Genomic DNA, 21565 nt, shown 5'->3' with positions numbered 1-21565 from the left:
CCACAACACCAACCACGGGGGTGACCAGTGCCATGGCCAAACAAACATGGCATCAAAAAACAAACACGCTGTTGAGTTCTCAAGAATCGGACACACACCGGCGGTCAGACTCTGGTCGAGCTTCCCGCTGCGGGGCAACCTCTCCAGCCTACCGGACCCTGCGCACCGTCTCCAAATCAGGTGATCCGGAGTGGGTGATCGGGATGCGGGCTGTGGCTGTGCGTCCGCCGCTTCCGCGTCGGCCGCGAAGCACTACTGTACACGTGCGCAGGAGCGGCGTGCAAACCGTCGCCCTGGCGGTCAGCGGACCTGGATCCCCAGCTGCCCCACGGCTCCCCCGTCGTGCATCCGGCGCAGGGCGTCGGCCGTCTGGCTCAGGGGATAGCTGCGGTCCATCACCGGCCGCAGCCCGGTGCCGGAGACGAAGCGGCAGAGCCGGGCCAGGTCCTCCCGGGTCCCCATCGTGGATCCCACGACGCGGAGCTGCTTGAAGAAGATCTTCGTCAGCTCCGCCTTCTCGGGAGCATCCCCGGAGGTGGCACCGCAGATGACCACGGTGCCACCGGGTCGCAGCGCGTTGATCGAGTGGGACCAGGTCGCCGCGCCGACGCTCTCCAGGGCGGCGTCGACCCGCGCCGGGAGTCGCTCACCAGGCTCGAAGGTGCGCTCTGCGCCGAGGTCCTGGGCTCGTCGCCGCTTCTCCTCGCTGCGCCCCGTCACCCAGACCGTGAGGCCGGCCGCCGCACCGAGCTGGATCAGAGCGGTCGACACCCCACCACCGGCGCCCTGCACGAGGACGGTGTCACCGGGGGCGACGCCGGCCCGGGAGAACAGCATGCGGTAGGCCGTGAGCCAGGAGGTCGACAGCGCGGCGGCCTCCACGGCGCTGAGGTGCTCCGGTCGCGGGACCCATGCCCCTTCCGGCACGCAGACGTACTCCGCCAGGGTCCCCTGGTGCAGCTCGGAGAGCAGACTGCGCCGAGGGTCCAAGGTCGGGTCCCCCTCCCACCCGGGGGTGCCCTCGATGACGGGGTAGATCACCACCTCCCCGAGCTCGGGATGCTCCGCGACCGCGTCACAGCCCAAGATCATCGGGAGCCGCTCGGGGGACAGCCCCACGCCGCGCAGCGACCACAGGTCGTGATGGTTGAGTCCGGCGGCGACGACCGGCAGGACCCGCCATCCCCTCGGCGCCTCAGGGTCCGGCCGCTCCCCGACCACGAGCCCGCGCAGCGGCTCGTCCGGATGGATCTCTTGGGCGTAGGCGGCCTGCATGGCTCGACCCTAGTCCGTCCCCGACCGCGGGTCTCGTCGGCCCGCGGTCACCGGGGCACGCGTGGCCCGGCTCTCCGACGCCCGCGCCGCCTGCACCTCGGAGCCCTCGGGATAGACGATCTCCTCGAGGCACAGACCGTGCGCCGGCATGACGCGGACACCAGGGTCGCGGGTCCGGGCACGGAGCACCTCCGCCGGCCAGGACCCGGTCCGGCGCCCCTCCCCCACGGGCAGGACACCGCCGACCAGCGCCCGCACCATGCTGTGGCAGAAGGCGTCCGCCACGACCGTGCCGACCAGCACGCCGTCCTCACCCCGGGTCCAACGGTAGTCGAGCAGGGTCCGGATGGTGGTCGCACCGTCCCGGGGCCGGCAGAACGCCGCGAAGTCGTGCAGCCCCACCAGCGACCGTGCTGCGGCGTCCATCGCCGCCACATCGAGAGCCTGTCGCACCACGACCGTGTCCCGGCGCCGCAACGGGTCGGCGACCTCGGGACGGTCCAGCAGGCGGTAGCTGTAGCGACGTCGCAGCGCGGAGAAGCGCGCGTCGAAGCCGTCGGTCACTTCACACGCGCGGCGGACCACGACGTCCTGGGGCAGCACGCCTCCCAACCGGGCGACGAGTGCCTGACCGGGTGGCCGGTCGGACCGGCCCGGCACCCTGGACCAGACGGCAGCGTCGACGTCGAGGTGGCACACCGATCCCCGGGCGTGCACGCCGGCGTCGGTGCGCCCACCGACGGTCAGCCTCGGCGGGTCGCTGCGCAGGACGGTCGCCAGCGCCGACGCGAGCGTGTCCTCGACCGTCCGTAGCCCGGGCTGACGCGCCCACCCGGAGAAGTCCGTGCCGTCGTAGGCGAGGTCGATCCTGATGCGCACCCGTCCATCCTGCCCTGCACGACCAGGAGGCGACGACGAGGGCCGCCCACCCCCGGTGGGGGATGGGCGGCCCTCAGGTGCGTCCGGGACGCGACGGCTCACTTCGCGGAGTCGTCGCCCTCCGCCGGCTGCTGCGCATCGTCGGCCCCGCCGGAGACCATCGCGGCCTCGGTCGTGTCGTCGGCCGCCTCGTTGTCGGCGACCTCGGTGAGCTCGCCGTCGGCGGCCGGCTCGGCGCCGCGCTCGGCGGCGTCGTCGGCGGCCTCGACCTCCGCCTGAGCCTGGTCGACCTCCGCGGCGTCGCTCGTGGTGGGCTCCTCCGCCTCGAGCTCGTCGTCGCTGATGGCCGCGGCCTCGCGGTCCTTGGCCGAGCGCTTGGTGGCACCCTCGGCCTGGGTGACGACCGCCTTCTTGGCGACCGGCTCCCGCACCAGCTCGATGACGGCCATCGGGGCGTTGTCACCCTTGCGCGGCGCGATCTTGGTGATCCGGGTGTAGCCACCCTGCCGCTCGGCCACGTCGGGCGCGATCTCGGTGAAGAGCCGGTGGACGACGCCCTTGTCCTGGACGATGGCCAGGACCTTGCGGCGGTTGTGCAGGTCGCCGCGCTTGGCGAAGGTCACCAGTCGCTCGGCGAGCGGACGGAGCCGCTTGGCCTTGGCCTCGGTGGTGGTGATGCGGTCGTGCTCGAACAGAGCAGTCGCCAGGTTGGACAGCATCAGGCGCTCGTGCGCCGGACCGCCGCCGAGGCGCGGACCCTTCTTGGGGGCAGGCATGAGTTCTCCTTAAGCCTTCTCGTATCTCAGTACTGCTCGTCCTCGGCGAAGGCGGCGTCGCCCTCGTCCTCGTAGCCGCCGTCCTCGTAGGACGCGGCACCCTCGAACCCGGGCGGGCTGTCCTTGAGCGCCAGGCCCATCTCGGCGAGCTTGTCCTTGACCTCGTCGATCGACTTGGCGCCGAAGTTGCGGATGTCGAGCAGATCCGCCTCGCTGCGCCCGACGAGCTCACCCACGCTGTGGATGCCCTCGCGCTTGAGGCAGTTGTAGGAGCGCACCGTCAGGTCCAGCTCCTCGATGGGCAGCGCCAGGTCGGAGGCCAGGGCACCGTCCCCGACGGAGGGACCGATCTCGATCCCCTCGGCCTCGGCGTTGAGCTCGCGGGCCAGGCCGAACAGCTCGACCAGGGTGCGCCCGGCCGAGGCGACGGCGTCGCGCGGGGCGATGGAGCTCTTGGTCTCCACGTCGATCACCAGGCGGTCGAAGTCGGTGCGCTGCTCGACACGGGTGGCCTCGACCTTGTAGGTCACCGCCAAGACCGGCGAGTAGATGGAGTCGACCGGGATCCGGCCGATCTCCTGCTCCCCGGACTTGTTCAGCTGCGCCGACACGTAGCCGCGGCCGCGCTCGACGGTCATCTCCATCTCGATGGTGCCCGACTCGCCGAGGGTCGCCAGGTGCAGCTCGGGGTTGTGGACCTCCACGCCCGCCGGCGGCGCGATGTCCGCGGCGGTCACCGGGCCCGCGCCCTGCTTGCGCAGGTACATCACGACCGGCTCGTCGTGCTCGCTGGAGACGACGAGGGACTTGAGGTTGAGGATGACCTCGGTCACGTCCTCCTTGACACCCGGGATGGTGGAGAACTCGTGGAGCACGCCGTCGATCCGGATGCTGGTGAGCGAGGCCCCCGGGATGCTGGACAGCAGGGTCCGGCGCAGGGAGTTGCCGAGGGTGTAGCCGAAGCCCGGCTCCAGCGGCTCGAGGGCGAACCGCGACCGGGTGTCGGAGACGACCTCCTCGGTGAGGGTGGGGCGCTGTGCGATGAGCACTGTTCAGTTCCTTTCCACGGGCGACCGCTATATGACGCCGCGTGCGGGAGCCCGGCATACCTCTGTCCGTATGCCGGGGCCCGGGAATCCGGCGAGCGGAGCGAGGCCTGGATTCCCGGAACGACCAGGAGCGCGAGCGAAGCGAGCTCCTGGTCGTGGGGGTAGGTGGGGGCGAAGCCCCCACCCGATCAGTTCTTCGAGTAGAGCTCGACGATCAGCTGCTCGGTGAGGATCGTGTCGATCTGCTCCCGGGTGGGCAGCTGGTGGATGAGGATCTTCAGCGAGCCGGGCACGACCTTCATCCAGGCGGGGACCGGACGGTCGCCGTAGGTCTGGCGGGCCAGCTCGAACGGGAAGGTCTCGACCGACTGCGGCCGGATCTCGATGATGTCGTACTGCTCGACCCGGTAGCTCGGCACGTCGACCCGATGGCCATTGACCAGGAAGTGACCGTGGGTCACGAGCTGGCGGGCGGCACGACGGGTGCGGGCCAGGCCGGCCCGGTAGACGACGTTGTCGAGGCGCGACTCGAGGATGATGAGCAGGTTGGCGCCGGTCTTGCCCGGGCGGCGGGCCGCCTCGGCGTAGTAGCGACGGAACTGCTTCTCCATGACGCCGTAGGTGAAGCGGGCCTTCTGCTTCTCCTGCAGCTGGGTCAGGTACTCCTTCTCCTGGCTGCGGCGCCGACCGTGCTGCCCCGGGGGGAAGGGACGCAGGTCGAAGTTCTTGTCGCCGCCGACGAGGTCGACCTTGAGCCGGCGGGACTTCTTGGTGATGGGACCGGTGTAACGGGCCATGATGCTTACCTAGTTCCTTCCGGGGCGGTCAGTTGCGACGCTTCTTGGGCGGGCGGACGCCGTTGTGCGCCTGGGGCGTCACGTCGGAGATCGCGCCGACCTCCAGGCCGGCGGCGGTCAGCGAGCGGATCGCAGTCTCGCGACCCGAGCCCGGACCCTTGACGAAGACGTCGACCTTCTTCATGCCGTGGTCCATCGCGCGGCGCGCGGCGGCCTCGGCGGCCATCTGGGCGGCGTAGGGGGTCGACTTGCGCGACCCCTTGAAGCCGACCTGGCCCGAGGAGGACCAGGCGATGACGGCACCGGTCGGGTCGGTGATCGAGATGATGGTGTTGCTGAACGTGCTCTTGATGTGAGCCTGCCCGAAGGCGACGTTCTTCTTCTCCTTGCGGCGCACCTTGCGCGCGCCGGTGGCCTGACGGCTCTTGGGGGGCATGTGTTTCTCCTAGCGGAAGAGCAGGTCTGCGGGGGCGGGGCCTCCCGGCAGAGGGATTACTTGGTCGCCTTCTTCTTGCCGGCGACGGTGCGCTTCGGGCCCTTGCGGGTCCGGGCGTTGGTCTTCGTGCGCTGACCGTGCACCGGGAGACCGCGGCGGTGCCGCAGGCCCTGGTAGCTGCCGATCTCGACCTTGCGGCGGATGTCGGCGGCCACCTCACGGCGCAGGTCGCCCTCGAGGCGGAAGCTCGCCTCGAGGTGGTCACGCAGGGCGACCAGCTGCTCTTCCGTCAGGTCCTTGACGCGGGTGGACGGGTCCACGCCCGTGGCCTCCAGCGTCGAGACGGCGCGGGTGCGTCCCACGCCGAAGATGTAGGTGAGAGCGACCTCGACGCGCTTGTCGCGCGGCAGGTCGACACCGATGAGTCGTGCCATGTGGCAGTGCTCCTTGGCTGTCGTGCGAGAGTCTGGTGCAGCACCGGTCCGCATCGTCTGATGGGCTCGGTCGCCCGCGGTCCCCGGCTCTCGCGGCCGGGGGTGACGTCCCGCCGGTCGGCGGGGGTCGGGTGCTGCGTCATCTGGGGATCTTCAGTTGTGGTCGTGCTGACGCATCGAAGCTGCGACGCGCGCGGAACGCTCTCTGCTCAGCCCTGGCGCTGCTTGTGGCGCAGGTTGTCGCAGATCACCATGACCCGGCCGTGACGGCGGATCACCTTGCACTTGTCGCAGATCTTCTTCACGCTCGGCTGAACCTTCATGGCTTCCTGCCTTCGGGTGGAGGGATCTGATCAGGGGTGCTGAGGACGAGGACCCGGAGGGGTCCGCACCACTCAGCGGTAACGGAAGACGATGCGACCGCGGGTCAGGTCGTACGGGCTGAGCTCCACCACGACCCGGTCCTCGGGGAGGATCCGGATGTAGTGCTGCCGCATCTTCCCGGAGATGTGAGCCAGCACCACGTGTCCGTTGGTGAGCTCGACCCGGAAGTTCGCGTTCGGGAGGGCTTCGACAACCGTGCCCTCGATCTCAATGACGCCGTCCTTCTTCGCCATGTCCTCCACATTCCCTGAATTGCACTGGACTCGGCCCACGCAGGGCCGACGCACCATCGTACGGGACGGGCAACCCTCGAGGCGAATCAGTCGGCGAGCGGGGCGAAGCGGGCCCCCACGCGCTCCAGGCCGGCCGCTCCCCCGTCGGCCGCGGTGAGCACCCATAGACCGTCGTCGGTGACCGCGACCGTGTGCTCCCAGTGCGCCGCCCGGCTGCCGTCGCCGGTCACGACGGTCCAGTCATCCTTGAGCGTGCGGGTCTCGATGGTGCCCAGCGTGACCATGGGCTCGATCGCCAGGGTGGCCCCGGACGGGACCGTCGGCCCGGTGGCGCTGACACCGTAGTTCGGGACGTGCGGGTCCATGTGCATCTCCCGACCGATGCCGTGGCCGGTGTAGTCCTCGAGGATGCCGTAGACCTCCACACCGGGCACGCCCTCCCGCCGGCGCCGGTCGAGCGAGGCGTCGACGCTGGCCTCCACCGCGTCGCCCACGGCGAAGAGCCGGTCCCCCGGCCGCAACGCCGCCATACCCGCCCACAGCGAGGTCTCGGTGTCGTCCATGAGGGCCAGGTCCGCGGGCGTCCCCCGGTCCCTGCCGCCCACGACCAGGCTGACGGCGGCATCCCCGTGCCAGCCCTCGACGATTGCTCCGCAGTCGATCGAGACCAGGTCACCCTCGGCGAGCACCCGCCCCCCGGGGATGCCATGCACGACCTCGTCGTTGACCGAGATGCACAGGCTCCCGGTGAACCCGTGGTAGCCGAGGAAGCTGGGCACCGCCCCCGCGCTACGGATGGCGTCCTCGGCCAGGGCGTCCAGCTCGCCCGTCGAGACCCCGGCCACAGCCCGCCGGGAGGCGAGCGCCAGGGTGTCGGCGACGACCCGCCCGGCCCGGCGCATCGCCCGCAGCTGCTCGGGCGTCTTGGCCTCGATCCGGGACCGGCGACGGAACAGCGACATCAGCGCGGGGCGGAGGCGGCGTCGCCGGCGTCCGGCCCGGTGAGGTCCGCGAGTGCCGCCTCGATCCGGGCGGTCACCTCGGCGACCTCGCCCATGCCGTCCACCCGGCGCAGCAGCCCGCGCTCCTTGTAGCGCGAGGCCAGCGGAGCGGTCTCCTCGGCATACATCCGCATCCGCTCGCGGACGACCTCCTCGGTGTCGTCGTCGCGGCCCTGCTCCTGGGCGCGAGTCAGCAGCCGCTGGACCACCTCGTCGGTGTCGACGGTGAGCTCGACCACCGCGTCGAGGCCGTGACCGGCCTCCGCGAGCATCTCGTCCAGCGCCTCCACCTGGCCCGTCGTCCGGGGATAGCCGTCGAGCAGGAAACCCCGGGCCGCGTCGTCCTGGCCGAGCCGGTCGCGCACGATGGCGTTGGTGACCTCGTCGGGGACGTAGCCGCCGGAGGCGGTGATCTGCTTCACCTGCAGCCCCAGCTCGGTCTCGTCCTTGATGTTGGCCCGGAAGATGTCGCCGGTGGAGATGGCGGGGATCCCGTGGGCGGCGGAGAGGTGAACGGCCTGGGTGCCTTTGCCTGCACCGGGCGGTCCGAGCATGATCAGTCGCATCAGCGGAGGAACCCTTCGTAGTCGTGCTGCTGGAGCTGGGACTCGATCTGCTTGACGGTCTGCAGACCGACACCCACGATGATGAGGATCGAGGCGCCGCCCAGCGGGAAGTTGGCCACCCCCATCACGTTGAAGGCGATGAGCGGGATCAGCGCGAGCCCGGCGAGGTAGAGGGCACCGGGGGTGGTGATCCGGTTGATGACGTACTCGAGGTACTCCGCCGTCGGACGGCCGGCCCGGATGCCCGGGATGAAGCCGCCGTAGCGCTTCATGTTGTCGGCGACCTCGGTCGGGTTGAAGGTCACCGAGGTGTAGAAGAAGCAGAAGAAGATGATCATCGCGGCATACAGCACCATGTAGACCCAGTGCGTCCCCGACCCCGTGGCCCCCATCGACAGGTAGCGGTCGACGAAGGTGACCCAGCCCGGTGCCGTCGCGCCTGCCGCCGTGGGCCGGTTGAAGTTCGCGATGAGCGAGGGCAGCATGAGGATCGAGCTGGCGAAGATGATCGGGATCACGTTGGCCATGTTGAGCTTGAGCGGGATGTAGGTCGAGGTCCCGCCGTACTGCCGGCGCCCCACCATCCGCTTGGCGTACTGCACCGGGATCCGCCGCTGGCACTGCTCGACGTAGACGACCAGGGTCATGATGACCAGGCCCAGCAGCATCACCAGCACGAAGGTCGTCACCGAGCTCTGATAGATCGCGCCGAGGGCGGCCGGGAAGCCGGCGGCGATGGAGACGAAGATGAGCAACGACATGCCGTTGCCGACGCCCTTCTCGGTGATGAGCTCCCCCAGCCACATGATGAGGCCGGTGCCGGCCGTCATGGTGAGGACCATCAGGGAGAGGGTCCAGATGCCGTCGTCGGGCATGACGGACGTGCACGAGGCGCCGAACAGCCGGGTGGGTTCGCGGGCGATCGTCACCAGCGTCGACGCCTGCAGCACCGCGAGCCCGATGGTGAGGTAGCGGGTGTACTGCGTCATCTTGGTCTGCCCGGCCTGCCCCTCCTTCTTCAGCTGCTCGAAGCGCGGGATGACCACCGTCAGCAGCTGCACGATGATCGCGGCCGTGATGTACGGCATGATCCCCAGAGCGAAGACGGACAGCTGGACCATCGCGCCGCCGGAGAAGAGGTTGACCATCCCCAGCACGTTGCCGGACAGCTCGGCGGTGTTGAGGCACTGCTGGACCAGGCCGTAGTCGACGCCGGGTGTGGGGATGTGCGTCCCGAGGCGGTAGAGCGCCATGATCGCGAGCGTGAAGAGGATCTTCTTGCGAAGATCCGGTGTCTTGAACGCGCGCACGAAGGCGGAGAGCATTCAGGTCCTCCTGAGGGGCCGGTCGACTCGCGCGGCGCGTCGGGCGAGGGTCAGGCCCGGTGACGAGCCATGGATCCCGTTGACGATAACACCGGCGAAGGTGGTGCAGGAAAGCCGTGGGTATGCACGTGAGGCCCTGCAGTCGCCGGAGCGACGCAGGACCTCACGTGGACGAGCGGTGCGGCAGGGGGGTCGGTCAGGCCTCGGTGGTGCTGCCGCCGGCCGCCTCGATCTTCTCCTTGGCGGAGGCCGAGAACTTGGTGGCGGTGACATCGAGCTTGACGGACACCTCGCCGGTGCCGAGGACCTTGACCGGCTGGCCCTTGCGGACCGCGCCCTTGGCCACCAGGTCGGCCGGGCCGATGGAGCCGCCCTCGGGGAAGAGGGAGGCCAGGGTGTCGAGGTTGACGACCTGGTAGGTCACCTTGAACGGGTTGGTGAACCCGCGCAGCTTCGGGAGCCGCATGTGCATCGGGGTCTGTCCACCCTCGAAGGTCTCGGGCACCTGGTAGCGGGCCTTGGTGCCCTTGGTGCCGCGGCCTGCGGTCTTGCCCTTGGACGCCTCACCGCGACCCACACGGGTCTTGGCGGTCTTGGCTCCCGGGGCCGGGCGCAGGTGGTGGACCTTGAGCGCGGCCGCCTCGCGGCGGGCGGTGCTGTCGGCCATATCAGTCAACCTCCTCCACGGTCACCAGATGGGCGACCGTGCGGACCATGCCCCGGAACGCCGGGCGGTCCTCCTTGACGACGGTGTCACCGATCCGCTTCAGGCCCAGGCTCCGGACGGTCTCCCGGTGCATGTGCTTGGTGCCGACGGTGGACTTGATCTGGGTCACCTTGAGCTTGGCCATCAGGCACCTGCCTTCGCCTCGGCCGCCGCGTCGGCGCGAGCCTTGAGCATCGCGTGCGGGGCGACGTCCTCGAGGGACTTGCCCCGGCGGGCCGCGACGGACTCCGGCTGCTCCAGCCCCTGCAGGGCCGCGACGGTGGCGTGGATGATGTTGATGGAGTTGCTGGACCCGAGCGACTTGCTGAGCACGTCGTGGATGCCGGCGCACTCGAGCACGGCGCGCACCGGACCACCGGCGATGACACCGGTACCCGGGCTGGCCGGCTTCAGCATGACGACGCCCGCGGCGTCCTCACCCTGGATGGGGTGCGGGATGGTGCCGGCGATCCGGGGCACGCGGAAGAAGTTCTTCTTCGCCTCCTCCACGCCCTTGGAGATCGCGGCCGGCACCTCCTTGGCCTTGCCGTAGCCGACGCCCACGGTGCCGTCGCCGTCACCCACCACGACGAGCGCGGTGAAGCTGAAGCGGCGGCCACCCTTGACGACCTTGGCCACGCGGTTGATGGTGACGACGCGCTCCAGGTACTGGTTGCGGTCGTCGTCCCGGCCGCCACGGCCACGGCCGTCACGGTTGTCTCGGTTGTTGTCACGGCCGCCCCGACGGTTGTCGCGGGCGTCACCGGAGGCGGAGCTGCCACCAGAGCCGCGGCGCTGGAAGTCACCAGCCATAGGAAGGTTCCTCTTTCCTGGTCTGTGTCTGTCGGGGTCTGTCAGAGGGCCAGGCCGCCCTCGCGGGCGCCCTCCGCAATCGCGGCCACCCGGCCGGCGTAACGGTTGCCACCACGGTCGAAGACCGCGGTCTCGACGCCGGCGGCCTTGGCACGCTCGGCGAGCAGCTCGCCGACGCGCCGGGCCTTGGCGGTCTTGTCGCCGTCGGCGGAACGCAGGTCCGCCTCCATGGTCGAGGCCGAGGCCACGGTCGCGCTGCGGGTGTCGTCGACCAGCTGGACGAAGACGTGCCGGGAGGACCGGTTGACCACGATGCGCGGACGCTCTGTGGTGCCGGTGACCTTCTTGCGCAGCCGCACGTGACGGCGGCCCCGCGCGGCGCTCTTGCTCTTGGCGCGCTTGACGATCTGTGCCATGGCTTACTTACCAGCCTTTCCGACCTTGCGGCGGATGCGCTCACCCTCGTAGCGCACGCCCTTGCCCTTGTAGGGGTCGGGGCGGCGCAGCTTGCGGATGTTCGCGGCGACCTCGCCGACCTGCTGCTTGTCGATGCCCGTGACCGAGAACCGGGTGGGGTTCTCGACCTCGAAGGTGATGCCCTCCGGGGCCTTGATGAGGATGGGGTGGCTGTAGCCGAGCGCGAACTCCAGGTCGCTGCCCCTGGCCACCACGCGGTACCCCGTGCCGTGGATCTCCAGCTTCTTGGTGTAGCCGTTGGTCACGCCCTCGACCATGTTGGCGATGAGGCTGCGCGTGAGGCCGTGCCGGGACCGCGAGTCACGCTCGTCGTCCGGTCGGGTCACCTCGATGCTGCCGTCCTCGCCGGCGGCCACCGCGATCGGCTCGACGACGTCGAGCGCGAGCTGACCCTTGGGGCCTTTGACGGTGACGGTCGAGCCGTCGATGGCCACGTCGACACCGGAGGGGACGGTGACGGGGAGTCGTCCGATTCGAGACATTCTTCTGTGCTCCTTACCTTCTGCTCCGGGTCACCAGACGTAGGCGAGCACTTCGCCGCCGACGCCCTTCTCGGCCGCCTGGCGGTCGGTGAGCAGGCCCGAGGACGTGGAGATGATGGCCACGCCCAGGCCGCCCAGCACCCGGGGCAGGTTGGTGGACTTCGCGTAGACGCGCAGGCCCGGCTTGGACACACGGCGCACACCCGCGATGGAGCGCTCCCGGTTGGGGCCGTACTTGAGGTCGATGATCAGCGTGCTGCCCACCTCGGCCTCCGCAGAGGACCAGGAGGCGATGTAGCCCTCGGCCTTGAGGATCTCGGCGATGGTGGACTTCAGCTTGGAGTACGGCATGGAGACCTGGTCCTTGTGCGCCGAGTTGGCGTTCCGGATCCGGGTCAGCATGTCCGCGATCGGGTCGGTCATGGTCATGGGCTTCGTGCCCTTTCTCATCGCGGTTTCCCCCGGGGCTCCCGGGCGACCTTCGATGTTCCAGGTGGTGGTTTCTCAGATGCAGGTGGTGCGGTATGCCGTGGGCTCGGGCGGGTGTGCCGCCGTCACCAGCTCGACTTGGTCACGCCGGGCAGCTCGCCCCGGTGCGCCATCTCGCGCAGGCAGATCCGGCACAGGCCGAACTTGCGGTAGACCGAGTGCGGACGGCCGCACCGCTGGCAGCGGGTGTAGGCGCGCACCGCGAACTTCGGCTTGCGGTTGGCCTTGTTGATCAGCGCGGTCTTGGCCATCAGTTCTCCTTGAACGGGAAGCCCAGGTGCTTCAGCAGCGCCCGGCCCTCGTCGTCGGTCTTGGCGGTGGTCACGACCGTGATGTCCATGCCGCGGACGCGGTCGATCTTGTCCTGGTCGATCTCGTGGAACATGGACTGCTCGTTGAGGCCGAAGGTGTAGTTGCCGTTGCCGTCGAACTGGCGCGGGGACAGACCGCGGAAGTCGCGGATGCGCGGCAGGGCCAGCGCGAGCAGACGGTCGAGGAACTCCCACATGCGGTCGCCGCGCAGCGTCACGTGCGCACCGATCGGCATACCCTCGCGCAGCTTGAACTGCGCGATCGACTTGCGGGCCTTCGTGACCGACGGCTTCTGACCGGTGATGGTGGCCAGGTCGCGGATGGCGCCCTCGATGAGCTTGCTGTCGCGAGCGGCCTCGCCGACACCCATGTTGACGGTGATCTTGACCAGCCCGGGCACCTGCATCGGGTTGGCGTAGCCGAACTGCTCGGTCATCGCGGGGACGATGTCCTCGCGGTAGCGGCCCTTCATGCGCGGCGCGGGGGCGGCGCTCGCAGCGTCCTGCTCGGTCGCGTTGTCGGTGATCGTGTCAGTCATGCTCACAGGTCCTTACCCGAGCGCACCGCCACGCGGGTGCGCACCGTCTTGTCGCGGCCATCGCGGTCCACCGTCTCGACGCGCGTCCGGATCCGGGTCGGCGTCTTGGTCTCCGGGTCGACCACCATCACGTTGGACACGTGGATGGGGGCCTCCTGGACCTGGATGCCACCGGTGTTGACGCCCCGCTGCCCACCGGCACGGGTGTGCTTGGTGATGCGGTTGACGCCCTCGACCAGCACGCGGTCGGTGTCGGTGTGCACGGCGATGACGCGGCCCTGCAGGCCCTTGTCCTTGCCGGCGATGACCTGCACCAGGTCGTTCTTCTTGATCTTCATCTTCGCCATGTCCTCAGATCACCTCCGGCGCGAGCGAGACGATCCGCATGAATCGCTTGTCGCGCAGCTCACGGCCCACCGGGCCGAAGATGCGGGTACCGCGGGGGTCACCGTCGTTCTTGAGGATGACCGCGGCGTTCTCGTCGAAACGGATGTAGCTGCCGTCGGGGCGCCGACGCTCCTTGCGGGTGCGCACGATGACCGCCTTGACGACGTCGCCCTTCTTGACGTTGCCGCCGGGGATGGCGTCCTTCACCGTGGCCACGATGGTGTCCCCGATGCCCGCGTAGCGGCGGCCGGAGCCACCGAGCACACGGATGCACAGGAGCTCCTTGGCACCGGTGTTGTCGGCGACGCGCAGTCGCGACTCCTGCTGGATCACTGTTCGTTCTCCTACTGCCGGCTGGTTCTCACGCGGTATGCCGTGAGCCTGGCCAGACGTCGTGGTGTGGGGGTGCACGGGGGGCGCGAGCCCCCCGGGGGTGTTCTTACTTGGCCTTCTCCAGGATCTCCACCAGGCGCCAGCGCTTGGTGGCCGACAGGGGGCGGGTCTCCATGATGAGGACGCGGTCGCCGATCCCGGCGGTGTTGTCCGCGTCATGGGCCTTGACCTTGTTGGTCGTCCGCAGGACCTTGCCGTAGAGACCGTGCTTCACGCGGTCCTCGACCTGGACGACGATCGTCTTGTCCATCTTGTCGCTGACGACGTAGCCCTGCCGCACCTTGCGGTAGTTGCGGTCACCGCCGTGCCCGAGCGAGCTCTCGCTCGGCTCGTGCGCCTCGACCGCGGTCTCCTCGGCCTGGGTCTGGGTGCTCTCGCTCATGCTCAGCCCACCTTCTCGTTCTCGTCGGACTCACGGCCGATGCCGAGCTCGCGCTCGCGCATCTCGGTGTAGATGCGCGCGATGTCCTTGCGGACGGCGCGCAGCCGGCCGTGGCTCTCCAGCTGCCCGGTGGCGGACTGGAATCGCAGGTTGAACAACTCCTTCTTGGCCTCGGCCAGAGCGTCGGCCAGCGGGCCGTCCTCCAGGCCGCGCAGCTGCTCGGGGGTCAGGTTCGCAGAACCGACAGCCATCAGATGTCACCACCCTCACGGGAGACGAAGCGGGTCTTCATGGGCAGCTTGTGCATCGCCAGACGGAGCGCCTCGCGGGCGACGTCCTCGGACACACCGGACAGCTCGAACATGACGCGGCCGGGCTTGACGTTGGCCACCCACCACTCGGGCGAGCCCTTGCCCGAACCCATGCGGGTCTCGGCGGGCTTCTTGGTCAGCGGACGGTCCGGGTAGATGTTGATCCACACCTTGCCGCCTCGCTTGATGTAGCGGGTCATGGCGATACGAGCGGACTCGATCTGCCGGTTGGTGACGTAGGCCGGCGCGAGCGCCTGGATGCCGTAGTCACCGAACGCGAGCTGGGTGCCACCCTTGGCCATGCCGGAGCGGCCGGGGTGGTGCTGCTTGCGGTGCTTGACGCGACGGGGGATCAACATCAGGACTGCCCTCCCTCGGTGGTGGCGGGGGCGGCCTGCGCCGACCCGGCCGGCGCGCTCGCAGGAGCCGCGGCCCCGGTCTCGGCGCTGCTCGCCTCGTCCCGGCGCGGGGCCCGGCCGCGACGCTCGCCGCCGGCTCCGCCACGGCCGCCTCGGCCACCGCGGCGGTCACCGCGACCGCTGGGGGCCTGGGCCTCCTCGCGCGCGAGCTCCTTGGCGGTCAGGTCGCCCTTGTAGATCCAGACCTTGACGCCGATGCGCCCGAAGGTCGTCTTGGCCTCGTAGAGGCCGTAGTCGATGTTCGCCCGGAGCGTGTGCAGCGGCACCCGGCCCTCGCGGTAGAACTCCGACCGGGACATCTCGGCGCCGCCGAGACGGCCGGAGCACTGGATCCGGATGCCCTTGGCACCGGCCCGCAGCGCCGACTGCATACCCTTGCGCATCGCGCGACGGAAGGTCACGCGAGCGGCGAGCTGCTCGGCGATGCCCTGGGCGACCAGCTGCGCGTCCACCTCCGGGTTCTTCACCTCGAGGATGTTGAGCTGCACCTGCTTCCCGGTGAGCTTCTCCAGCGCACCGCGCAGGCGGTCGGCCTCGGCGCCGCGGCGACCGATGACGATGCCGGGGCGGGCGGTGTGGATGTCCACGCGGACGCGGTCCCGGGTGCGCTCGATCTCGACCTTGGAGATGCCGGCCCGGTCCATGCCGGTCGACAGCAGCTCACGGATCGCGACGTCTTCCTTCACGTAGTCGCGGTAGCGCTGACCCTCCTTGGTGGAGTCGGCGAACCAGCGGCTGCGGTGGTCGGTCGTGATGCCCAGGCGGTAGCCGTTCGGGTTGATCTTCTGCCCCATCAGCGGGCACCTCCCTTGGTCTGCTCGGCGACAACCACGGTGATGTGGCTGGTGCGCTTGTTGATCCGGCTCGCGCGACCCTGGGCCCGCGGGCGGAAGCGCTTCATGGTCGGGCCCTCGTCGACGTAGGCGGAGGCCACGACGAGGCTGGCCTCGTCGATGCCCGAGCCGGCGTTGTCCGCGGCGTGACGGGCGTTGGCGACCGCGCTGTTCAGGACCTTGAGCACCGGCTCGCTGGCGCTCTGCGGAGCGAACCGCATCAGGGCCTGGGCCTCCGGGACGCTCTTGCCCCGGATCAGGTCGACGACACGGCGCGCCTTCATCGGCGTCACGCGGACGAACCGCGCCTGCGCCTTGGCTTCCATGACGAATCCTTCTTCCGTGCTGTTCGTGGTGGTCGTCATCGCCGGCGACCCTTCCTGTCGTCCTTCTCGTGACCCTTGAACGTGCGGGTCGGAGCGAACTCACCGAGCTTGTGACCGACCATCGACTCGGTCACGAAGACCGGGACGTGCTTGCGGCCGTCGTGGACCGCGAGGGTGTGGCCGAGCATGTCGGGGGTGATCATCGACCGGCGGGACCAGGTCTTGATGACGTTCTTGGTTCCGGCCTCGTTCTGCGCGTCCACCTTCTTGGTGAGGTGGCCGTCGACGAACGGGCCCTTCTTCAGGCTGCGAGGCATTCTTCGGACTGCTCCTAAACTCAGCGCTTCTTGCCGGTCCGGCGACGGCGCACGATGAGCTTGTCGCTGGGCTTGTTGGGCTTGCGGGTACGACCCTCGGGCTGGCCCCAGGGGCTCACCGGGTGGCGGCCACCGGAGGTCCGGCCCTCTCCACCACCGTGCGGGTGGTCGACCGGGTTCATGACGACACCGCGGACGGTCGGGCGCTTGCCCTTCCACCGCATGCGGCCGGCCTTGCCCCAGCTGATGTTGCTCTGCTCGGCGTTGCCGACCTCGCCGATCGTCGCGCGGCAGCGCGCGTCGACGTTGCGGATCTCGCCGGAAGGCATCCGGAGCTGGGCCATCGAGCCCTCCTTGGCGACCAGCTGCACGCGGGCGCCGGCGGAGCGGGCGATCTTGGCTCCCCCACCGGGCCGCAGCTCGATGGCGTGGATGACGGTACCCACCGGGATGTTGCGCAGCGGAAGGTTGTTGCCGGGCTTGATGTCCGCGGACGGGCCGTTCTCGACCGTGTCGCCCTGCTTCAGCCGGTTCGGCGCGATGATGTAGCGCTTCTCGCCATCGGTGTAGTGCAGCAGCGCGATGCGGGCGGTGCGGTTGGGGTCGTACTCGATGTGCGCGACCTTGGCGTTCACGCCGTCCTTGTCGGCCCGACGGAAGTCGATGACCCGGTAGGCGCGCTTGTGGCCACCACCGATGTGCCGCGTCGTGATGCGACCCGAGGTGTTGCGGCCGCCCGTCTTGGACAGCGGCTTGACCAGCGACTTCTCCGGGGTGGAGCGGGTCACCTCGACGAAGTCGGCCACGCTCGAGCCACGGCGGCCCGGCGTCGTCGGCTTGTACTTGCGAATAGCCATTCTCGAAAGTCCTCTAGCTTCTCGTGTCCCGGCGCTCAGAGCGTGCCGAAGATGTCGATGGAGCCCTCACGGAGCGTGACGATGGCCCGCTTCGTGTCCTTGCGCCGCCCCATGCCGAAGCGGGTGCGGCGGGCCTTGCCCTGGCGGTTCATCGTGTGCACCGAGGAGACCTTGACGTCGAAGATCGACTCGACGGCCTTCTTGATCTCCGACTTGTTGGCGCGGGGGTCGACCAGGAAGGTGTACTTCCCCTGGTCGAGCAGCGCGTAGGACTTCTCCGACACGACCGGCGAGAGCAGGATGTCCCGCGGGTCCTTCTGGGTGCTGAATGCAGTGCTCACTCGGTCTCCTCGACAGTCGCGGCGGGGCCGGAGATGAAGGTGTCCAGGGCCGCCTGGGTGAAGACCACGTCGTCGGCGCACAGCACGTCGTAGGTGTTGAGCTGGTCGACGAAGAGCACGTGGACCTCGGCCATGTTGCGCACGCTGCGCAGACCCAGCTCGTCCGCGCGGTCCAGGACCACGAGGAAGTTCGGGCGGTCCGAGAGCGCCAGCAGCGCCGTGCGGGCGGTCTTCGTCGACGGGGCCTCCCCCTCGACGAGAGCGGACAGGACGTGGATACGCCCGTGCCGCGCCCGGTCGGACAGCGCACCGCGCAGGGCGGCGGCCTTCATCTTCTTGGGGGTCTTCTGGGCGTAGCTGCGCGGCTGCGGCCCGTGGACCGTGCCACCGCCGGCGAACTGCGGCGCCCGGGTCGAGCCCTGACGGGCGCGGCCGGTCCCCTTCTGGCGGTAGGGCTTGCGGCCACCGCCGCGGACGGCGCCGCGGGTCTTGGTGGCGTGGGTGCCCTGGCGCGCCGCGGCGAGCTGCGCCACGACGACCTGGTGGATGAGCGGCACGTTGGTCTGCACGTCGAAGAGCTCGGCGGGCAGGTCCACGGTGCCGGCGTCACCGCCTGCGGGCTTGGTGATGGTGATGGTGGTCATAACTGGTTCACGCACCCTTCGCGGCCGTGCGCACGAGGACGACGCCGCCGCGGGGGCCGGGGACGGCACCCTTGATGAGCAGCAGGCCCTTGTCCGCGTCCACGGCGTGGACGGTCAGGTTCGAGGTGGTCTGGCGCTCGCCGCCCATGCGGCCGGCCATGCGCAGGCCCTTGAAGACGCGGCCCGGGGTGGCGCAGCCGCCGATGGACCCCGGCTTGCGGTGGTTGCGGTGGGCACCGTGCGAGGCGCCGACGCCGGAGAAGCCGTGACGCTTCATGACGCCCGCGAAGCCCTTGCCCTTGGTGGTGCCGGTGACGTCCACCTTCTGGCCGCCCTCGAAAGCCTCGGCCGTGATCTCCTGGCCGAGCTCGTAGTCGGCGGCGTCGGCGGTGCGCAGCTCGGCGACGTGCCGGCGGGGGGTGACCCCGGCCTTGGCGAAGTGCCCCTTGAGCGGCTGGGTCACCTTGCGCGGGTCGATCGCCCCGAAGGCGATCTGGACCGCGTCGTAGCCGTCGGTCTCGGCGTTGCGCACCTGGGTGACGACGGCCGGACCGGCCTTGATGACCGTGACCGGGACCAGGCGGTTCTCGGCGTCCCAGACCTGGGTCATGCCGAGCTTCTCGCCGAGGACGCCCTTGAGGGTGCGCGTCGTGGTCGATGCAGTGGTTGCAATAGTCATCGTCGTCACACTCACAGCTTGATCTCGATGTTGACGTCCGCCGGGAGGTCGAGACGCATCAAGGAGTCGACCGCCTTGGGGGTGGGGTCGACGATGTCGATCAGCCGCTTGTGGGTGCGCATCTCGAAGTGCTCGCGGCTGTCCTTGTACTTGTGCGGCGACCGGATGACGCAGAAGACGTTCTTCTCCGTCGGCAGCGGCACCGGGCCGACCACGGTGGCGCCGGCACGGGTCACCGTGTCAACGATCTTGCGCGCCGAGCTGTCGATGACCTCGTGGTCGTACGACTTCAGCCGGATGCGGATCTTCTGTCCCGCCATCGCTTGTCTGACTCTCTCTCGTCGTCCATCTGGAACATTCGTGGGCCGACCGTCGGGCACGAGTGGCCACCGACCCCCGCGGTCGGGCGTGTCGCACCTCCCGCGGACGTCACCCATGGATCTCTCCATCGATCTGGGCGGTGTCCGTGCCCGGCTCGGCCGGGGCCGGCGCTGCCGTCGCCCGCGTCCGTGTGAGGGATGCGTGCTGGACGGCCGGCGACGCGCACATGGGTGCACGCCGCGCGCCAAGCAACCTGTCTAGTGTGCCACGAAGCGCGGCAGCACCTCAAATCGACCCTGGCGGGGGCGGCCCGGCGAGGGTGTTCCCCTCCCCCAGCAGCTCGGTCAGCTCTCCCGGGGTCCACGCGGCACCCACCGCCGGGCTGCGTCGGAGGTACCTCACCACCTCGTCGAGACTGAGCCGGTGCGCGTCCACGAGCCCGCTCGCGATGGTGCGGAGGTAGGCCGGGGCCGGGGCGTTCTCCGGCAGGTCGGTGGGGCGGTCCGCGGTGAAGGTGAGGACGGGACGGCCCTCGAGGTCACCCACGTGGTGCACCGTCTCGTAGCGCCCCGGGCCGTACGCGTGCCGCCCGGCGTGCAAGGTCGGCGTCAGGTCGAGCGCGGCGCCGGGGGCACGCCGCATCTCCTGGGCGACGACATCGGCGAACTGCTCCTCGGTGAGGAGGTAGGCGCGGGCCAGGACCTCCGGGCCCTCCCCCTCCTCCGGCTCCGCCCCGGACGGCCGCCCCTCGCCACCGCTCGCCTCGTAGAAGGCGATCCCCCCGCCCCACGTGGGCGAGGTCCACCCGAACCGGAGCTGTCCGGGCAGGTGGTAGGCGACGTCGTCCCGCGGCGCGGCGGCGTCACGGGCGCCCGCGTAGGTGCGGTGCGCCCCGTCGGGTCGACCGCCCTGCAGGTAGCGCAGGAAGCGGCCGCGGTGCAGGTTGGACCCGTAGGCGGCATACCAGACGAGCACGAGGCCTCCTGGACTCGGGAGCGGTCAGCGTCCGGCACTGTCGTGCGACGACGTCGTGTCGTCCCGGCGCCGGCCGGTCCTGGTCGGGACGCGCGAAGGCCCCCGTCACGGATGACGGGGGCCTTCGCGACCGTGAGGGGTCAGATCACTTGAGGATCTTGGTGACCCGGCCGGCACCCACGGTGCGGCCGCCCTCGCGGATGTTGAACATGAGGCCCTCCTCCATGGCGATCGGCTGGATCAGCTCGACCTTCATGTCGGTGTTGTCGCCGGGCATGACCATCTCGGTGCCCTCGGGCAGGTGCACGACACCGGTGACGTCCGTGGTCCGGAAGTAGAACTGCGGACGGTAGTTGTCGTAGAACGGGGTGTGCCGGCCACCCTCGTCCTTCGACAGGATGTAGGCCTGCGCCTCGAACTCGGTGTGCGGGGTGATCGAGCCCGGCTTGACGATGACCTGGCCGCGCTCGACGTCCTCACGCTTGGTGCCACGCAGCAGCAGGCCGACGTTCTCGCCCGCGCGGCCCTCGTCGAGCAGCTTGCGGAACATCTCGATGCCGGTGACGGTGGTCTTGGAGGACTGCTCGCGGATACCCACGATCTCGATCTCCTCGTTGACCTTGAGGATGCCGCGCTCGATACGACCGGTGACGACGGTGCCACGACCGGTGATCGTGAAGACGTCCTCGACGGGCATCATGAACGGCTTGTCCAGGTCGCGCTCCGGCTCCGGGATGTACTCGTCCACGGAGTCCATGAGCTCGAGGATGGTGTTGGCCCACTCCTCGTCGCCCTCCAGCGCCTTGAGCGCGGAGACCTTGACGACGGGCAGGTCGTCGCCCGGGAACTCGTAGGAGGACAGCAGCTCGCGGACCTCCATCTCGACGAGCTCCATGATCTCCTCGTCGTCGACCATGTCGGCCTTGTTCAGCGCCACGACGATGTAGGGGACGCCGACCTGACGGGCCAGGAGGACGTGCTCCTTGGTCTGCGGCATCGGGCCGTCGGTGGCGGCGACCACGAGGATCGCACCGTCCATCTGAGCCGCGCCGGTGATCATGTTCTTGACGTAGTCGGCGTGACCGGGGCAGTCGACGTGCGCGTAGTGACGCTTCTCCGTCTGGTACTCGATGTGCGCGATCGAGATCGTGATCCCGCGCTGCTTCTCCTCGGGTGCCTTGTCGATGGAGTCGAAGGGCGAGGCCTGGTTCAACTCCGGGTACTTGTCGTGCAGCACCTTGGAGATGGCAGCCGTGAGGGTGGTCTTGCCGTGGTCGATGTGACCGATGGTGCCGATGTTGACGTGCGGCTTGCTCCGCTCGAACTTGGCCTTCGCCACTTTCGTGTCCTCCTGTTGGACTCGGGATGTGCAGTCGTCACCGGCTCGGTGCCGGTGCCGACGTCTGGG

The 21565-nt window shown here is 69.5% G+C and carries 35 protein-coding genes; all 35 read right to left on the bottom strand.

Annotated features, from left to right (window positions below; genetic code table 11):
* Positions 1–300: 300 nt before the first annotated feature.
* Positions 301–1275, bottom strand: coding sequence for a zinc-binding dehydrogenase (locus tag BJF86_RS06450; RefSeq protein ID WP_075817529.1), 975 nt, complete (start codon positions 1273–1275; stop codon positions 301–303).
* Between the two features lie 9 nt (positions 1276–1284).
* A complete protein-coding gene (gene truA / locus BJF86_RS06445; RefSeq protein WP_075817527.1) occupies positions 1285–2154 on the bottom strand; it encodes a tRNA pseudouridine(38-40) synthase TruA in 870 nt (289 codons plus the stop codon).
* A 98-nt stretch (positions 2155–2252) separates the two neighbouring features.
* Positions 2253–2930, bottom strand: a complete 678-nt coding sequence (gene rplQ, locus BJF86_RS06440) for a 50S ribosomal protein L17 (protein ID WP_075817525.1) — start codon at positions 2928–2930, stop codon at positions 2253–2255.
* 26 nt (positions 2931–2956) lie between these two features.
* Positions 2957–3979, bottom strand: coding sequence for a DNA-directed RNA polymerase subunit alpha (locus BJF86_RS06435; protein ID WP_022925318.1), 1023 nt, complete (start codon positions 3977–3979; stop codon positions 2957–2959).
* A 188-nt stretch (positions 3980–4167) separates the two neighbouring features.
* Complete coding sequence (gene rpsD, locus BJF86_RS06430) at positions 4168–4776, bottom strand: 30S ribosomal protein S4 (protein ID WP_075817523.1); 609 nt, start codon at positions 4774–4776, stop codon at positions 4168–4170.
* A 28-nt stretch (positions 4777–4804) separates the two neighbouring features.
* Positions 4805–5212: a 30S ribosomal protein S11 gene (rpsK, locus tag BJF86_RS06425; RefSeq protein WP_058890650.1), complete on the bottom strand. Its 408-nt coding sequence runs from the start codon at positions 5210–5212 to the stop codon at positions 4805–4807.
* A gap of 56 nt (positions 5213–5268) precedes the next feature.
* Complete coding sequence (rpsM, locus tag BJF86_RS06420; RefSeq protein WP_143553710.1) at positions 5269–5646, bottom strand: 30S ribosomal protein S13; 378 nt, start codon at positions 5644–5646, stop codon at positions 5269–5271.
* A 209-nt stretch (positions 5647–5855) separates the two neighbouring features.
* A complete protein-coding gene (rpmJ, locus tag BJF86_RS06415) occupies positions 5856–5969 on the bottom strand; it encodes a 50S ribosomal protein L36 (RefSeq protein WP_022925314.1) in 114 nt (37 codons plus the stop codon).
* A gap of 72 nt (positions 5970–6041) precedes the next feature.
* Positions 6042–6263, bottom strand: coding sequence for a translation initiation factor IF-1 (gene infA, locus BJF86_RS06410; RefSeq protein ID WP_022925313.1), 222 nt, complete (start codon positions 6261–6263; stop codon positions 6042–6044).
* A gap of 86 nt (positions 6264–6349) precedes the next feature.
* Positions 6350–7225, bottom strand: a complete 876-nt coding sequence (gene map, locus BJF86_RS06405) for a type I methionyl aminopeptidase (RefSeq protein ID WP_075817521.1) — start codon at positions 7223–7225, stop codon at positions 6350–6352.
* Positions 7225–7830, bottom strand: a complete 606-nt coding sequence (locus BJF86_RS06400) for an adenylate kinase (RefSeq protein WP_075817519.1) — start codon at positions 7828–7830, stop codon at positions 7225–7227. The genes map and BJF86_RS06400 overlap by 1 nt, the downstream gene beginning before the upstream one ends.
* A complete protein-coding gene (gene secY / locus BJF86_RS06395; protein ID WP_075817517.1) occupies positions 7830–9155 on the bottom strand; it encodes a preprotein translocase subunit SecY in 1326 nt (441 codons plus the stop codon). The genes BJF86_RS06400 and secY overlap by 1 nt, the downstream gene beginning before the upstream one ends.
* Positions 9156–9351: 196 nt before the next feature.
* A complete protein-coding gene (gene rplO, locus BJF86_RS06390; RefSeq protein ID WP_022925309.1) occupies positions 9352–9822 on the bottom strand; it encodes a 50S ribosomal protein L15 in 471 nt (156 codons plus the stop codon).
* 1 nt (position 9823) lies between these two features.
* Positions 9824–10006: a 50S ribosomal protein L30 gene (gene rpmD, locus BJF86_RS06385; RefSeq protein WP_075817515.1), complete on the bottom strand. Its 183-nt coding sequence runs from the start codon at positions 10004–10006 to the stop codon at positions 9824–9826.
* Positions 10006–10674: a 30S ribosomal protein S5 gene (gene rpsE, locus BJF86_RS06380; RefSeq protein WP_022925308.1), complete on the bottom strand. Its 669-nt coding sequence runs from the start codon at positions 10672–10674 to the stop codon at positions 10006–10008. The genes rpmD and rpsE overlap by 1 nt, the downstream gene beginning before the upstream one ends.
* 41 nt (positions 10675–10715) lie before the next feature.
* Complete coding sequence (rplR, locus tag BJF86_RS06375; protein ID WP_022925307.1) at positions 10716–11090, bottom strand: 50S ribosomal protein L18; 375 nt, start codon at positions 11088–11090, stop codon at positions 10716–10718.
* Between the two features lie 3 nt (positions 11091–11093).
* Positions 11094–11633: a 50S ribosomal protein L6 gene (gene rplF / locus BJF86_RS06370; RefSeq protein ID WP_075817513.1), complete on the bottom strand. Its 540-nt coding sequence runs from the start codon at positions 11631–11633 to the stop codon at positions 11094–11096.
* A 30-nt stretch (positions 11634–11663) separates the two neighbouring features.
* Positions 11664–12062 (bottom strand): 30S ribosomal protein S8, encoded by a 399-nt coding sequence (rpsH, locus tag BJF86_RS06365; RefSeq protein WP_022925305.1) that lies wholly within the window; start codon positions 12060–12062, stop codon positions 11664–11666.
* 125 nt (positions 12063–12187) lie between these two features.
* Positions 12188–12373: a type Z 30S ribosomal protein S14 gene (locus tag BJF86_RS06360; RefSeq protein WP_022925304.1), complete on the bottom strand. Its 186-nt coding sequence runs from the start codon at positions 12371–12373 to the stop codon at positions 12188–12190.
* Positions 12373–12972: a 50S ribosomal protein L5 gene (rplE, locus tag BJF86_RS06355; RefSeq protein WP_075817511.1), complete on the bottom strand. Its 600-nt coding sequence runs from the start codon at positions 12970–12972 to the stop codon at positions 12373–12375. The genes BJF86_RS06360 and rplE overlap by 1 nt, the downstream gene beginning before the upstream one ends.
* 2 nt (positions 12973–12974) lie before the next feature.
* Positions 12975–13319 (bottom strand): 50S ribosomal protein L24, encoded by a 345-nt coding sequence (gene rplX, locus BJF86_RS06350; RefSeq protein ID WP_022925302.1) that lies wholly within the window; start codon positions 13317–13319, stop codon positions 12975–12977.
* Between the two features lie 4 nt (positions 13320–13323).
* Positions 13324–13692: a 50S ribosomal protein L14 gene (rplN, locus tag BJF86_RS06345; protein ID WP_010148661.1), complete on the bottom strand. Its 369-nt coding sequence runs from the start codon at positions 13690–13692 to the stop codon at positions 13324–13326.
* Positions 13693–13798: 106 nt separating this feature from the next.
* Positions 13799–14134 (bottom strand): 30S ribosomal protein S17, encoded by a 336-nt coding sequence (gene rpsQ / locus BJF86_RS18760; RefSeq protein WP_075817509.1) that lies wholly within the window; start codon positions 14132–14134, stop codon positions 13799–13801.
* A 2-nt stretch (positions 14135–14136) separates the two neighbouring features.
* Complete coding sequence (gene rpmC, locus BJF86_RS06335; protein ID WP_022925300.1) at positions 14137–14385, bottom strand: 50S ribosomal protein L29; 249 nt, start codon at positions 14383–14385, stop codon at positions 14137–14139.
* Complete coding sequence (gene rplP, locus BJF86_RS06330; protein WP_066641570.1) at positions 14385–14804, bottom strand: 50S ribosomal protein L16; 420 nt, start codon at positions 14802–14804, stop codon at positions 14385–14387. Before rplP ends, rpmC begins: the two co-directional genes overlap by 1 nt.
* Positions 14804–15658 (bottom strand): 30S ribosomal protein S3, encoded by an 855-nt coding sequence (gene rpsC / locus BJF86_RS06325; protein ID WP_075817507.1) that lies wholly within the window; start codon positions 15656–15658, stop codon positions 14804–14806. The genes rplP and rpsC overlap by 1 nt, the downstream gene beginning before the upstream one ends.
* Positions 15658–16023, bottom strand: a complete 366-nt coding sequence (gene rplV / locus BJF86_RS06320) for a 50S ribosomal protein L22 (RefSeq protein WP_075811121.1) — start codon at positions 16021–16023, stop codon at positions 15658–15660. Before rplV ends, rpsC begins: the two co-directional genes overlap by 1 nt.
* Before the next feature lie 35 nt (positions 16024–16058).
* Positions 16059–16340 carry a 30S ribosomal protein S19 gene (rpsS, locus tag BJF86_RS06315; RefSeq protein ID WP_022925296.1) on the bottom strand — a complete coding sequence of 94 codons (282 nt, stop codon included), beginning with the start codon at positions 16338–16340 and terminating at the stop codon, positions 16059–16061.
* Between the two features lie 20 nt (positions 16341–16360).
* The gene (rplB, locus tag BJF86_RS06310; RefSeq protein WP_075811120.1) at positions 16361–17197 is read right to left on the bottom strand and encodes a 50S ribosomal protein L2; all 837 of its coding nucleotides are present in this window, start codon (positions 17195–17197) and stop codon (positions 16361–16363) included.
* A 35-nt stretch (positions 17198–17232) separates the two neighbouring features.
* Complete coding sequence (gene rplW, locus BJF86_RS06305) at positions 17233–17538, bottom strand: 50S ribosomal protein L23 (RefSeq protein ID WP_022925294.1); 306 nt, start codon at positions 17536–17538, stop codon at positions 17233–17235.
* Positions 17535–18182: a 50S ribosomal protein L4 gene (gene rplD / locus BJF86_RS06300; RefSeq protein ID WP_075817505.1), complete on the bottom strand. Its 648-nt coding sequence runs from the start codon at positions 18180–18182 to the stop codon at positions 17535–17537. The genes rplW and rplD overlap by 4 nt, the downstream gene beginning before the upstream one ends.
* A gap of 7 nt (positions 18183–18189) precedes the next feature.
* Positions 18190–18861 (bottom strand): 50S ribosomal protein L3, encoded by a 672-nt coding sequence (rplC, locus tag BJF86_RS06295; RefSeq protein WP_075817533.1) that lies wholly within the window; start codon positions 18859–18861, stop codon positions 18190–18192.
* An 11-nt stretch (positions 18862–18872) separates the two neighbouring features.
* Positions 18873–19181 (bottom strand): 30S ribosomal protein S10, encoded by a 309-nt coding sequence (rpsJ, locus tag BJF86_RS06290; protein WP_006946210.1) that lies wholly within the window; start codon positions 19179–19181, stop codon positions 18873–18875.
* 286 nt (positions 19182–19467) lie between these two features.
* Positions 19468–20157 (bottom strand): hypothetical protein, encoded by a 690-nt coding sequence (locus tag BJF86_RS06285; protein WP_075817503.1) that lies wholly within the window; start codon positions 20155–20157, stop codon positions 19468–19470.
* A 145-nt stretch (positions 20158–20302) separates the two neighbouring features.
* A complete protein-coding gene (gene tuf, locus BJF86_RS06280; RefSeq protein WP_066641554.1) occupies positions 20303–21496 on the bottom strand; it encodes an elongation factor Tu in 1194 nt (397 codons plus the stop codon).
* Between the last annotated feature and the right edge of the window lie 69 nt (positions 21497–21565).

Source organism: Serinicoccus sp. CNJ-927 (assembly GCF_001942435.1).
Lineage (GTDB): Bacteria > Actinomycetota > Actinomycetes > Actinomycetales > Dermatophilaceae > Ornithinicoccus > Ornithinicoccus marinus.
The sequence above is the reverse complement of the archived record's forward strand: the minus strand, read 5'-3'. Positions and strand labels throughout refer to the sequence as shown.